Origin of the sequence: Bordetella genomosp. 5 (genome assembly GCF_002261475.1) — a bacterium.
Classification (GTDB): domain Bacteria; phylum Pseudomonadota; class Gammaproteobacteria; order Burkholderiales; family Burkholderiaceae_B; genus Bordetella.
The window spans coordinates 44,849-56,937 of sequence record NZ_NEVN01000007.1 but is presented as its reverse complement, the minus strand read 5'-3'; the positions used below and the strand labels follow the sequence as shown (position 1 = coordinate 56,937).

Here is a 12,089-nt window from a genome sequence, read left to right as displayed (position 1 = left end):
GCGGCCGGCCGGACGCGGTCCGCGCATCGCCACGCGCGGTGATCCGCCGGCCGAGCGCACCGCCTCAGCCTTGATGGCCAAACCATGACACGACTCGCTGTATCCGAATCCGCTTCTTCTCACGCACCGCAGGGCGACACGCCGCCAGGTGCCGACGAGGGCGACGCCGCCCCGCTATGGCGCCCCGCGCCGCCCGCGCCCGGCTCGGTCGAAAGCCGCATCGCCGAGGTTCGGGTCAAGCTGCATCCTCGGTCGGTCAGCGGGACGTTCGCGCACTGGCGCATCGTATTCGTGGTGCTCACCCAGCTGGTGTTCTACGGGCTTCCGTGGGTGCAATGGGAGGGGCGGCAGGCCGTGCTGTTCGATCTGGCCGCGCGCAAGTTCTATCTCTTCGGCCTGGTGTTGTGGCCTCAGGACGTGGTCTATCTCGCGGTGCTGCTGGTGATCAGCGCGCTGGCGCTGTTCCTGTTCACCGCCGTGGCGGGGCGGCTCTTCTGCGGCTACGCCTGTCCCCAGACCGTCTACACCGAAATCTTCATGTGGATCGAGCGCCGCATCGAAGGTGATCGCCTGGCGCGGATCCGGCTCGACGAGGCCCCCTGGAACGCGCGCAAGATCCGGCTCAAGCTGAGCAAGCACGCGCTGTGGATTCTGCTGGCGTGGTGGACCGGTTCGACCTTCATCGGCTACTTCGCGCCGATCCGCGACCTGGGCGAGCAACTCTTCACGCTGCAGCTGGGGCCGTGGCAATGGTTCTGGATGCTGTTCTACGGCTTCGCCACCTGGGGCAACGCCGGTTTCATGCGCGAGTCGGTGTGCAAGTACATGTGCCCCTATGCCCGCTTTCAGAGCGTGATGGTGGATCGCGACACCTTCGTGGTCACCTACGATCACAAGCGCGGCGAGCCGCGTGGCGGCCGCTCGCGCAAGGTCGATCACCGGGGCGCGGGCATGGGCGATTGCGTCGATTGCAGCCTGTGCGTGCAGGTGTGCCCCACCGGCATCGACATCCGCGACGGCCTGCAGTACATGTGCATCGGCTGTGGGGCGTGTATCGATGCCTGTGCGCAGGTGATGGACAAGATGCAGTACCCCAAGGGCCTGATCCGATATACCTCGGACCGCGCCATTGCCGATGGCCTGGACGCGCGCGCCACGCGCCGGCGTCTGTGGCGTCCGCGCGTGCTGGTCTACGGGGCTGCCATCGGATTGCTGGCCGTGGGTTTCGTCGTCAGTCTTGCGCTGCGCAGCCCGCTGCGGGTCGACGTGGTGCGCGACCGCAATGTGCTGGCGCGCGAAGTCGCCGGCGGCCTGATCGAAAACATCTACCGCCTGCAGTTCATCAACACATCCAACGAGCCGCTCACGCTGCAGCTGGCGGCCGATGGCCTGCCGGGCCTGAGCGTGCGCACGGTGCCCGAAGACCGCCAGGAAGTGCGTGTGCCGCCCTCGAGCAATCTGCTCGTGCCGGTGGTGGTGCGTGCGCCGACCGACGCCGGCACGCCCGGTTCACATCCCATCCAGTTCGTGCTGCGCAGCGCGCCCGGCCAATCCGGCGCGCAGCTCGATCTGCACGAAGCCGCGAGTTTTTATCTGCCGCAGTGATGCGGCCAGCAAGGAGCCGACCATGACCCATTCCGCAATCGAGATCGTCCGTCCGTGGTATCGCGAGCCCTGGCCCTGGATCCTGATGGCCGGGCCGGCCGCCGCGCTGATCGGATGCTTCGCGACGATCTATCTGGCTTACACCTATCACCCCGACGCGCCCATCATCGATGGCGGCGTGCGCCGGGGCCTGGTGGTCGAGCGTCATGCCGACGTGGCGCCCGCCGGCGCGCCGATCGCCGCGCCGGCGCCGGACAGCGCGCCACGGCGCTGAGGGGCCGCACATGCGTCTGCGCCCTCGTGAGCTGATGTGGATTCTCTGGCCCGCCTTCGTGGCGGCGGCGGTGGGCAGCGGCCTCGTGTTCGCGCTGGTCGACCCGCTCGACATCACGGTGTTCGGCCACGCCGTGACCGGGCGCGTGGGCTTTTACTCCGTCTTCTTCCTGCTGCAATGGCTCATCACCGCCGGTGCCTGCGCGCTGACGGCGTGGCTGCTTCCGGCGCACCAGGAGGATGACGAAGACCTGTGAAGGGCAGGGCACGCGTCCGAAGCGCACAGGGCGAGGGTCCGAAGCGGGGAAGGGGAGGCGCGCCGGCCACACCGCCCACAAAAATAACTTGCGATTAAATAGCGCGCTATGTAAACTGATTCCATCATGAACGCCAAGGCCACTTCCTCCTCGACCCGCGGCAAGCGCAGTGCTCAGCCTGCCGCAGGACCCGAATCGCTGCTGCTCGACAATCAGCTGTGCTTTGCCCTGCACTCGACGGTGCTGGCCATGAACAAGCTGTACCGCAAGCTGCTGGCGCATCTGGACCTGACCTATCCGCAGTACCTGGTTATGATGGTGCTCTGGGAACGCGATGGCGTGAGCTTGTCGGACATCGGCAAGCGCCTGTTTCTGGATTCGGCCACGCTCACGCCGCTGCTCAAGCGCATGGAAACCGCAGGCTTGCTCAAGCGTGTGCGTGCCGCGGATGACGAGCGCCATATCGTCATCACCCTGACCGCGGCGGGCCGGGCCTTGCGCGCCAAGGCCACCGAGGTGCCGGCCGAAGTCGGTTGCGCGCTGGCCTGTCCGGTCGAAGAGCTGGCGCAGCTCAAGCAACAGCTCGAGGCGCTGCGCGAGCGGATGGCGGGCTATGTGGAATGAGCACCCGCTTTTTTTTCCACAAATAAGTAGTGCGCTATTTAATCGTTTGCAATAGTATTTGTTTGAATGCTGTTTTGATTTTTGTTTCAGTCTGCCCCTTCACTGCTTGTCTACCTCTACAGGAGTTTCACCATGTCGATCGAAAAAGTCCTCTACACCGCCCATGCCAAAGCCACCGGTGGCCGCGACGGCCGCGCCACGTCCTCGGACAACGTGCTGGACGTGCGCCTGACCACCCCGCGCGAACTCGGCGGCGCCGGCGGTGAAGGCACCAACCCCGAACAACTGTTCGCCGCGGGCTATTCCGCATGCTTCCTGGGCGCGCTGAAGTTCGTGGCCGGCCGCGAGAAGATCGCGCTGGGCAACGACGTGTCCATCGAAGGCGCGGTGGGTATCGGCGCCATCCCGACCGGCTTCGGCATCGAGGTCGAGCTCAAGATCTCGCTGCCCGGCCTGGAGCGTGACGTTGCCGAGTCGCTGATCGAAAAGGCCCACATCGTGTGCCCGTACTCGAACGCCACGCGTGGCAACATCGACGTGACCCTCACCCTGGTGTGATCGCGCGCGGGCGACGGGCATGCGCCCGCCGCCTCGCGTCTCGATGCATCAGTAAAAAGGCCCCGGCAGGGCGAGCAGATGCTCGCGCCGCCGGGGCCTTCGCTCGTATGCCGTCTGGCGAGCCGGCCTAACCGTAGGTCTGCGCGGCCACGGCGCGCACGAACGGGCCATAACCGGGCTGGGTGTCGGGCTCGGCGCCGAGCGTCATGATGACCGGCCTGTCGTCGATGGCGAAGCCACGGGCCTGCAGTGCCTCGGCCAGCGTGTCCTGCGCCGGCGCCAGGTCCAGGCGCAGGGACACGCAGCCGGCCTGACGCGCGGCCGCGCGGGCCACGGATTCGATCAGCGCCAACGCGTCTTCGTCGTTGCGGGCGATGACCGGGCCGATCAGCGTGAGCGGGCCTTGCGGGACGCCGAGCGCATAGCCGCTCGGCGCGCCGCCCGAGTCCAGGGCCAGGAAGGCGCTGTGCGCCTGCGCGCGGCGGGCCAGCACCAGCGCGGCGCGGCGAGCGCCGGTGGCGGCGACGTCGAGGGCCTCGAGCGTGACGATGTCTTCGGGACGGGCGGGCAGGATGCGGTCGGCGGGGGCCGCCGGGGCACCGGCGTACCAGTCGAGCGCCGTGAGCGGCGCGCTCATCCGGGTGATGCGTCCGCCCGCGCGGTAGCCCAGGCGTTCGTAGAGCGGCACGCCGGCATCGGTGGCGATGAGACTGATGGCACGGCCCGCCGGCAGCGTGTCTTGCAGGTGCTGCATCAGCGCGCGCCCGATACCGCGGCGCTGCCATTCGGGCTGAATCATCACGGCGCCGATCGCGCCATGACTGCCGAAGTCGAAGGTGCCGCCCGCCGCGATCAGGGCGGGCTGGTCGGGCGATTGGCCACGCAGGCCGAACAGTCGGCCGGCCGCCAGTTGCGTGGCGAAATCGGCGGCGGAAAAGCGCCAGTCCACCGCACGGCACAGCGCCACCAGGGCGTCGATGTCGGTGGCGTTCAGTTCCTCGAAGCGTAAGTCGGTCATGGGATGGGAGTTTGCGCGGCAGCGGAAGTGGCCGCACCGGCATTCTAGCGGGTCATGTGTGACGCGGGGATTGGCGGGCGGATTTGCAACGGATAGTTCGCTCAGAGTGAACAATCCGGGCGGGTCGTTTCGTTAAAATCTGCACTCGATTCGTCCATAAGGGGTCTGCGTGCAGACTGATATCGTCATTTCCGTGCAGGGCCTGACCAAGACCTATGCTTCCGGCCACCAGGCGCTCAAGAAGATCGACCTGGACATCCGCCGGGGCGAGATCTTCGCGCTGCTCGGCCCGAACGGCGCGGGCAAGACCACGCTCATCAGCATCATCTGCGGCATCGTCAACGCCACGGCCGGCCGGGTGCTCGCCGACGGTCACGACAACGTCACCGCCTATCGCGAGGCGCGCGCCGCCATCGGCCTGGTGCCGCAGGAAATCAACACCGATGTGTTCGAGACCGTCTGGAACACGGTGTCGTTCTCGCGCGGGCTGTTCGGCAAGCGCGCCAATCCCGCCCATATCGAGCGCGTGCTGCGCGACCTGTCGCTGTGGGACAAGAAGGACAGCCGCATTCTGGCCCTGTCGGGCGGGATGAAGCGGCGCGTCATGATCGCCAAGGCGCTTTCGCACGAGCCTCGCATCCTGTTCCTCGACGAACCCACCGCGGGCGTCGACGTGGAACTGCGGCGCGGCATGTGGGAGATGGTGCGGCGTCTGCGCGAGCAGGGCGTCACGATCATCCTGACCACGCACTACATCGAAGAGGCGCAGGAGATGGCCGACCGGGTGGGCGTGATTCGCAAGGGCGAGATCATCCTGGTCGAAGAGACGCGCACGCTGATGCAGAAGCTGGGCAAAAAGCAGCTGCGCATCACGCTGGCCGCGCCGCTCCAGGAGGTGCCGCAAGCGCTGGCCGACTTCTCGCTCGAGCTGGGCAACGGCGGCGCCGAGTTGATCTACACCTACGACACCCAGCGCGATTCCGAGGCGCTGATGCGTCTGCTGCGTCAGATCGACCGTCTGGGGATCGCCTATTCCGATCTGTCTTCGTCGGAGAGTTCGCTCGAAGACATCTTCGTCAGCCTGGTACACGAGCAAACATGAACTGGTACGGTATACGCGCCATCTATGGCTTCGAAATGGCCCGCGCCTGGCGCACGCTCATGCAGAGTGTGGCCTCGCCGGTAATCTCCACCTCGCTTTACTTCGTCGTGTTCGGCTCCGCGATCGGCGCCCACATGGTGCAGATCGAAGGCGTCAGCTACGGCGCCTTCATCGTGCCGGGCATGATCATGCTGTCGCTGCTGACGCAGAGCGTGGCCAACGCCTCGTTCGGCATCTATATGCCAAGGTTTTCCGGCACGATCTACGAGATCCATTCGGCGCCGATCTCGTACATCGAGATCGTGGCGGGATATGTGGGGGCCGCGGCGACCAAGAGCATCGTGCTCGGCCTCATCATGCTCGCCACCGCGCGGCTCTTCGTCGACTTCAGCATCGAGCATCCGATCTTCATGCTGGCGTTCCTGGTGCTCACTGCCGTCACGTTCAGTCTGTTCGGCTTCATCATCGGCGTCTGGGCCGACGGCTTCGAGAAGCTGCAGATCATCCCGCTCATGATCATCACGCCGCTCACCTTCCTGGGCGGGACGTTCTACTCGATCCAGATGTTGCCGCCGTTCTGGCAGAAGGTCACGCTGGCCAACCCGGTGGTCTATCTCGTCAGCGGTTTCCGCTGGAGTTTCTACGGGGTGTCGGACGTGAACGTGCTGGTGAGCATCGGCATGACGCTGCTGTTCCTGGTGGCCTGCATGCTGACCGTGCGCTGGATCTTCAAGACGGGCTATCGCCTGAAGAGCTGACGCCACCGCGCCGCCGCTCGACGAATGCAAACGGCCCGCCAGTCACCTGGCGGGCCGTTTTGCCTGGTGGGCCACCGCTCCAGCCCGGCCCGTATGCCCGGATGCCGGGCGCGGCTGGCGCTCAGGTGGCCGCGGCGCCCACGGTGTCGGTGAACTGTTTGGCGGGCATGGGCTTGCCGAGCAGGAAGCCCTGCAGCGAGTCGCAGCCCAGCTCGGTCAGGAAGCGCTGCTGCGCCGCGGTTTCCACCCCTTCGGCCACGATTTTCAGGTTGAGCTTCTGGCCCAGCGCGATGATGGCGGAGACGATCGCCGCATCCTCCTGGTCGTGTTCGAGCTGGCTGATGAAGCCGCGGTCGATCTTGAGCTCGGAGGCCGGCAGGCGTTTGAGATACAGCAGGCTCGAGTAACCGGTGCCGAAGTCGTCGATCGAGATCGACACCCCCAGGGCCGCGAGCTCGCGCAGCACGGCGAGGCTGGCTTCGGCATCGCGCATGGCGGTGGTCTCGGTGATCTCGATGGCCAGGCACGACGGCGGCAGCTCGTATTGCGCGAGCGTGGCGCGGATGCTCTCCACCAGGTTCACCTGCGAGAACTGCATCGCGGAGAGGTTTACCGCGACGGTCCAGTCGTCGTGGCCCTGCAGGCGCCACTCGCGCATCTGGCGGCAGGCCTCGTCGAGCACCCATTCGCCGATCGAAAAGATCAGCCCGGTGCGCTCGGCGATCGGGATGAACACGCCGGGCGCGATCATGCCGCGTTCCGGGTGGTTCCAGCGCAGCAGGGCCTCGGCACCCACGATGGGGCCGGAGGGCGCCACGAACTTGGGCTGGTAGTACAGCTCGAATTCGCCGCGGGCCCGGGCCTGGCGCAGGTCCTGCAGCATCTGCAGCTGCTCGCGCGCGTCCTCGTTCATCGAGGGCTCGAAGAAGCTGTAGCGCCGGCTGCCACCCAGCCGTTTGGCGTGATACATGGCGGCGTCGGCGTTGGTGAGCAGCACATGCTGATCACGTGCGTCGTTGGGATAGATGGAGATGCCAACGCTGGCGGCCACGGCCACCTCCTGGCCCAGCACTTCGGCGGGCTGGCCCAGGATGTCGATCAGGCGTTCCGCCAGATTGGCCGCGTCGGTGGGCTCGACCACATCGGCCAGCACCACGAACTCGTCGCCGCCCAGGCGCGCCACGCAGTCCTGCGCGCGCAGGCCTTCCTTGATGCGGTCGGCCATGGTCTGCAACAGCAGATCGCCGGCCTGATGGCCGAAGGCATCGTTCACGGCCTTGAAGCCATCCAGATCGAGAAACAGCACCGCGAAGTGGCCACGCGTGTCGCGGGCGCGTTCGATGGCCTGCTTCATGCGTTCTTCGAGCAGCGCGCGGTTGGGCAGCTTGGTGAGCGCGTCGTGCAAAGCCATCTGCACGAGCTCCTGGTTGGCCTCGGCCAATGACGACGAGAGCGCCGAGGTGCGGGCTTCGAGCCGGGTGTCCAGCACGGCGACCACCAGCGCGATCGCCAGCACGCTCAGTGTCACCGCGGTGACCGACACGGCCAGCCAGCCGGCGCTCATGCCGTCGCCGGCCGCCAGGCACACGCTGCCCGGCGCGAAGCGCGCGGCGGCCATGCCCGTGTAGTGCATGCCCACGATGGCCACGCCCATCACGATGGCGGCGCAGACGCGGTAGGCCGGCGCGCCGGGGCGGTTATGCCGCAGCACGTGCGTGATCCAGAGCGCGGCGCCGGAGGCCGTGATCGCGATCAGCACCGACAGCGCGAACAGCGGCGGGGAGTATTCGATCGCCGGGTACATGCGCATCGCGGCCATCCCGACGTAATGCATGGCGGCAATGCCCGCACCCATGAGCAGGGCCGCACCCGCGAGCCGGCGGCGCGGTAGCGCGGGCTGGGTCACGACCCACAGCGCGAACGCCGAGCAGCCGATGGCGAGCGCCAGCGACAGCACCGTCAGGCCGACGTCGTAACCCAGCGGAATCGGCAGGCTGAAGGCCAGCATGCCGACGAAGTGCATCGACCAGATGCCCAGGCCCATCGCGCTGGCGCCGCCGACGAGCCAGAAGCGCGAGGCCACGCCCTGGGCCGCTGCGACGCGGCTGGCCATGCCGAGCGCCGTGTAGGCGGCCAGGATCGCGACAAGCAGTGATACCAGCACCAGGGTGGCGTCGTAGTTTCCAACAAGCATCGATAGTCTCTGCCGCGCTCCGGCCGAAGCCTGGCGGACGCAAGGAGAAAGGTGGGGGGAGGGGCGGCCGGGTGGAGCAGTCTGGAACCGCGCAGAGTGGGGCCACCTTACAGGACGGCAAGCGTAGCCGATTTTCTTATCGTGTAGCGATTACTTGCGGCTCGTAAGGCTGGGCTGGCGAGAGGGTTATTCCGGTGGGCCGGGGAGCGGTCAGCCCGCCGGGTGGGCCAGCTCTCGCAGCAACAGCACTGCATTGCGCGCGGCGGTCGAGCGCTCGTGCCGTCGATAGGCCATGTCGAGCAGGGCGCGCGGCGCGTCGCCCTTGATCGGACGGTACTCGATGCCCTCGGCGCCCATGTGCCGCATGGCGGCGGGCACCACCGAGATCCCCACGCCCGCGGCGACGAGGCTGATGATCGACGCCATTTGCGGGGCTTCCTGGATCACGCGCGGCGTGAAGCCGGCACGCTGGCAGGCTGCCTGGATGGCGTCGTACAGGCCTGCGCCGACCGGCCGGGGGTAGAGCACGAATGCCTCCTGCGCCAGGGCGTCGATCGGCACCGAGCGGCGGCGGCACAGCGGATGGCCGGGCGGCAGCGCGACAAGCATGGGTTCGTCCAGCACCCGCTCGGAGGCGTGCTCCGGGGCGAGCTGATAGGGCGGCCGCACGAAGGCCACGTCGACGCCGCCTTCCCGCAAGTGCTGGAGCAGGGCCTGCGTGTTGCTTTCTTCCAACGATATATGCACGCCCGGATAGCGATCGCGATAAGCGCGGATCGCCTGGGGCAGATAAGGGTGGAACACGGCGGAGGCCGTGAACCCCACCGCGACCGACCCGCGCTCGCCGCGGCCCAGCCGTCGCGCGGTGTCCGCCGCGCGCTCGGCCGCCGCCAGAATGGCGCGGGCGTCATCCAGGAACTGGCTGCCCGATTCGGTGAGCGCCACGCCACGCGGCAGGCGCAGCAGCAGCGGCGTGCCAAGCTCGCGCTCGAGTTGCTGGATCTGCAGAGACATCGGCGGCTGGCCGATGCCGAGCCGCGCCGCGGCACGGGTGAAGTGCAGCTCTTCGGCGACCGCGACGAAATAACGCAGGTGGCGCAGTTCCATTTTTTTAAAATATGGAGGGATACAGTGCCATATATTGGACAAATGATAGGGCGACGTCTACTTTGACGGTGCGGGCATGTGGCCCGCGCGTCTCCCGAGATCGTCATGTCCCCCCCGTCTTCCCCCGCGGTCACCGCCACCCGTTCGCAGCGCGAGCCGGGCGATGCGTGGCTGCGCCGTGGCTCGCGCGAGCTGCATCGTGCCCAATGGGCGTTGTTCGCCGCGGGCTTCAGTACGTTTTCGTTGCTGTATTGCGTGCAACCGCTGATGCCGCTCTTCACGCAGGCCTTCTCGGTGTCGCCGGCGCAGAGCAGCCTCTCGCTGTCGCTCGCCACCGGCCTGCTCGCGCTCGCCATCTTCGGCGTGGGGCTCTGGTCGCAGGCGCTGTCGCGCAAGGGCGTGATGGCGATTTCACTGTTCGCGTCGGCGATATTGTCGCTGTTGGCGGCCCTGGCGCCCGACTGGCATTCGCTGCTGGTGCTGCGCGCGTTGCAGGGGCTGGCCATGGGCGGCGTGCCGGCGGTGGCCATGGCCTACCTCGCCGAAGAGGTCGAGCCCGACACGCTGGGCTTCGTCATGGGGCTCTATATCAGTGGCAGCGCGTTCGGCGGGCTGACCGGGCGCATCGTCACGGGCTTCGTGTCCGATCACATGGGATGGCGCGCCGCGCTCGGGGCGCTCGGCGTGCTGGGCCTCGTGGCGGCGCTGCTGTTCCTGTGGCTGCTCCCGCCCTCGCGTCGTTTCGTGCCTCGCCGCGGCAATGGCTGGCAGGAGGCGCGCACGGGTCTGACCGTGCACCTGCGCAATGGGCCGCTCGTGAGCCTGTTCGTGCTGGGTGGCCTGCTGATGGGCGCCTTCGTCACGGTGTACAACTACGTGGGCTTTCGCCTGTTGCTGCCGCCGTTTTCCCTGTCGCAGACCTTCATCGGTGCGATCTTCGTGGTGTACCTGGTCGGCATCTTCGCCTCGACCTGGTTCGGCCGGCTGGCCGATCGCCACGGCCGCGGGCCGATGCTGGTCGCGGGCGCTTCATTGGCGTTGGCCGGCCTGTTGCTCACGCTCTCCGACAATCTGGGCGTGTTGATCGCCGGCATCGTGGTGTTCACCTTCGGCTTCTTCGCGGCGCATGCCGTGGCGAGCGGCTGGGTGGGGCAGATGGCGCGCGGCTACAAGGCGCAGGCCGCCGCCCTGTATCTGCTGGTGTATTACCTGGGCTCGAGCGTGCTGGGCGCGGTGGGGGGCAAGAGCTGGGCCCACGCGGGCTGGACCGGCGTGGCCGAACTCACCGGCGTGTTCCTGGTGCTGGCGCTCGGCGTGGCGGGCACGCTGTGCTGGCGCAACGCGCGGCAGGCGCGCGCCGAGGCGGGCGCCGAGGCTGGTCTGGACCGCGCGGGTCCCTGAGTACCTGTCGCCTGTTGACGGCCGGCGCGGTCGTCATGGGTGCGCGCGCAACGATCGAGGCCGCCTGCGGGCGGCCTTCTTCATGGGCGGGCTCGTGGTATCGTGCGCCGCGCCGCGTCCGTGGAGTACCCGCAAACATGACCGAATCGATGCAATCCCCCTGTGAGCTGGCGCGCGCCTTCGCGCGCGCGCTGCGCGTTGGCGCGCATGGTGCCGTGCTGGCGGCATGCCTGGCCGCGGGGTCGGGCGTCACCCCGGCCGTGGCGGCGTCGTCGCAGACCAAGGCGCAAGGCCAGGCACCGGCCCAGGTGCGGTCCCTGGCCGAGGAGCCGCGCGTGCGCGCGGATCTGCTGGAAGTGCTGGGCTACGCACGCGGCAGCTATACGATGCCGCAGGCGCTGGTGCTGACGCAGGTGCTGCAGGCGCTGCATTCCGATGCGGCGCGCCGTCGTATCCCGCTGGACGACGGGCGCTACCTGCTGAGTTCGCTGGATGAAACCACGCGCGGCCGCGACCGTGCGGCCCTGCTCTACAACGCACAGGGGCAGCTCGCGGCCGTCGGGCTGGTCAATGGCCAGTGCCATCTGGGCGACGAAGGGCTGCTGGACTGCCGCGCGGAAGACGAGGCGTGGTTGTCGGTATTCGTTCCGGTCACGCGCGCGCCCACGCGCGACGCGGCGATTCTCTCGACCTTCGAGCGCTGGGCCGCGGAGCCCCCGCTGCTGGACGACGCACCGGCGCAGCAGCGCATCGCGCATGTGGAGCTGGTGCCGGTGGAAGCGGGTGCGCAGACCTGGGGCGCGGCGCAGTTGCCGCCAGGATTCCCGCTCGCATTCGTCGCGCTGGCGCCGGGCCACGTGGCGCTCGAAACGGCGGCCGGCGGTGGCGCCTACACCTTCCCGCCCGCGCTCGAAGGCGTGCCGCTGGTAAACGACTGGGACGAGCAGGAAGGACGGCCGCCGCGCGCATTCGAGATCGCGTGGCGCAGCTATGCGCCCTACGACGAGGTTCGCACGCAGAGCATGCGTCGGGCCGGCGGCGCGCGGCTGCAGCGCGGCGCGCACGGCGTGGTCCTGAGCGGCGAGCGCGACGGCTACAGCTATATGTTGCAGCTCGACGATGAGGGCGAGGCGGGCGTGCTCGTCACCCTGGCCCTCTGGCGCGGGACCTTGCCGCACCCCTGAGACGGGCG

Annotated in this window: 12 protein-coding genes; 9 read left to right on the top strand and 3 right to left on the bottom strand. The window is 68.0% G+C overall.

Annotated features, from left to right (window positions below):
- Positions 1–84 precede the first annotated feature (84 nt).
- The 5 genes from ccoG (at position 85) to CEK29_RS13195 (ending at position 3,317) form a co-directional block, all read left to right on the top strand.
- On the top strand, positions 85–1,605 hold the full coding sequence (ccoG, locus tag CEK29_RS13215) for a cytochrome c oxidase accessory protein CcoG (protein WP_094800682.1): 1,521 nt from the start codon (positions 85–87) through the stop codon (positions 1,603–1,605).
- A gap of 22 nt (positions 1,606–1,627) precedes the next feature.
- On the top strand, positions 1,628–1,879 hold the full coding sequence (locus CEK29_RS13210) for a nitrogen fixation protein FixH (RefSeq protein WP_094858399.1): 252 nt from the start codon (positions 1,628–1,630) through the stop codon (positions 1,877–1,879).
- 16 nt (positions 1,880–1,895) lie between these two features.
- Positions 1,896–2,135: a hypothetical protein gene (locus CEK29_RS13205; protein ID WP_094800808.1), complete on the top strand. Its 240-nt coding sequence runs from the start codon at positions 1,896–1,898 to the stop codon at positions 2,133–2,135.
- 126 nt (positions 2,136–2,261) lie between these two features.
- Positions 2,262–2,759, top strand: coding sequence for a MarR family winged helix-turn-helix transcriptional regulator (locus CEK29_RS13200; RefSeq protein ID WP_094800678.1), 498 nt, complete (start codon positions 2,262–2,264; stop codon positions 2,757–2,759).
- Positions 2,760–2,891: 132 nt separating this feature from the next.
- On the top strand, positions 2,892–3,317 hold the full coding sequence (locus tag CEK29_RS13195; RefSeq protein ID WP_094800676.1) for an organic hydroperoxide resistance protein: 426 nt from the start codon (positions 2,892–2,894) through the stop codon (positions 3,315–3,317).
- 127 nt (positions 3,318–3,444) lie between these two features.
- Here CEK29_RS13195 and CEK29_RS13190 read toward each other — a convergent pair whose 3' ends face one another.
- Positions 3,445–4,335, bottom strand: a complete 891-nt coding sequence (locus tag CEK29_RS13190; RefSeq protein ID WP_094858398.1) for a GNAT family N-acetyltransferase — start codon at positions 4,333–4,335, stop codon at positions 3,445–3,447.
- A gap of 169 nt (positions 4,336–4,504) precedes the next feature.
- On the opposite strand from CEK29_RS13190, the gene CEK29_RS13185 reads away from it, so the two are divergent.
- Together CEK29_RS13185 and CEK29_RS13180 are read left to right on the top strand one after the other, a co-directional pair.
- Positions 4,505–5,437, top strand: a complete 933-nt coding sequence (locus CEK29_RS13185) for an ABC transporter ATP-binding protein (RefSeq protein ID WP_255176155.1) — start codon at positions 4,505–4,507, stop codon at positions 5,435–5,437.
- On the top strand, positions 5,434–6,195 hold the full coding sequence (locus CEK29_RS13180) for an ABC transporter permease (RefSeq protein WP_094800670.1): 762 nt from the start codon (positions 5,434–5,436) through the stop codon (positions 6,193–6,195). Before CEK29_RS13185 ends, CEK29_RS13180 begins: the two co-directional genes overlap by 4 nt.
- A gap of 121 nt (positions 6,196–6,316) precedes the next feature.
- Here the strand turns inward: CEK29_RS13180 and CEK29_RS13175 are convergent, their stop codons facing one another.
- Together CEK29_RS13175 and CEK29_RS13170 are read right to left on the bottom strand one after the other, a co-directional pair.
- The gene (locus tag CEK29_RS13175) at positions 6,317–8,389 is read right to left on the bottom strand and encodes a putative bifunctional diguanylate cyclase/phosphodiesterase (protein WP_094858397.1); all 2,073 of its coding nucleotides are present in this window, start codon (positions 8,387–8,389) and stop codon (positions 6,317–6,319) included.
- A 210-nt stretch (positions 8,390–8,599) separates the two neighbouring features.
- On the bottom strand, positions 8,600–9,496 hold the full coding sequence (locus CEK29_RS13170) for a LysR family transcriptional regulator (RefSeq protein WP_094858396.1): 897 nt from the start codon (positions 9,494–9,496) through the stop codon (positions 8,600–8,602).
- A 105-nt stretch (positions 9,497–9,601) separates the two neighbouring features.
- On the opposite strand from CEK29_RS13170, the gene CEK29_RS13165 reads away from it, so the two are divergent.
- Together CEK29_RS13165 and CEK29_RS13160 are read left to right on the top strand one after the other, a co-directional pair.
- Entirely contained in the window at positions 9,602–10,897 is a 1,296-nt protein-coding gene (locus CEK29_RS13165; RefSeq protein WP_094858395.1) for an MFS transporter, read from the top strand.
- Between the two features lie 137 nt (positions 10,898–11,034).
- The gene (locus CEK29_RS13160) at positions 11,035–12,081 is read left to right on the top strand and encodes a hypothetical protein (protein ID WP_094858394.1); all 1,047 of its coding nucleotides are present in this window, start codon (positions 11,035–11,037) and stop codon (positions 12,079–12,081) included.
- Positions 12,082–12,089: the final 8 nt, after the last annotated feature.

Bases quoted from the DNA above. Each gene is read 5' to 3' on its own strand.
- CEK29_RS13195 (WP_094800676.1), top strand. From the start codon at position 2,892: ATGTCGATCGAAAAAGTCCTCTACACCGCCCATGCCAAAGCCACCGGT.
- CEK29_RS13200 (WP_094800678.1), top strand. From the start codon at position 2,262: ATGAACGCCAAGGCCACTTCCTCCTCGACCCGCGGCAAGCGCAGTGCT.
- CEK29_RS13180 (WP_094800670.1), top strand. From the start codon at position 5,434: ATGAACTGGTACGGTATACGCGCCATCTATGGCTTCGAAATGGCCCGC.
- CEK29_RS13175 (WP_094858397.1), bottom strand. From the start codon at position 8,389: ATGCTTGTTGGAAACTACGACGCCACCCTGGTGCTGGTATCACTGCTT.
- CEK29_RS13160 (WP_094858394.1), top strand. From the start codon at position 11,035: ATGACCGAATCGATGCAATCCCCCTGTGAGCTGGCGCGCGCCTTCGCG.
- CEK29_RS13210 (WP_094858399.1), top strand. From the start codon at position 1,628: ATGACCCATTCCGCAATCGAGATCGTCCGTCCGTGGTATCGCGAGCCC.
- CEK29_RS13190 (WP_094858398.1), bottom strand. From the start codon at position 4,335: ATGACCGACTTACGCTTCGAGGAACTGAACGCCACCGACATCGACGCC.
- CEK29_RS13170 (WP_094858396.1), bottom strand. From the start codon at position 9,496: ATGGAACTGCGCCACCTGCGTTATTTCGTCGCGGTCGCCGAAGAGCTG.
- CEK29_RS13165 (WP_094858395.1), top strand. From the start codon at position 9,602: ATGTCCCCCCCGTCTTCCCCCGCGGTCACCGCCACCCGTTCGCAGCGC.
- ccoG (WP_094800682.1), top strand. From the start codon at position 85: ATGACACGACTCGCTGTATCCGAATCCGCTTCTTCTCACGCACCGCAG.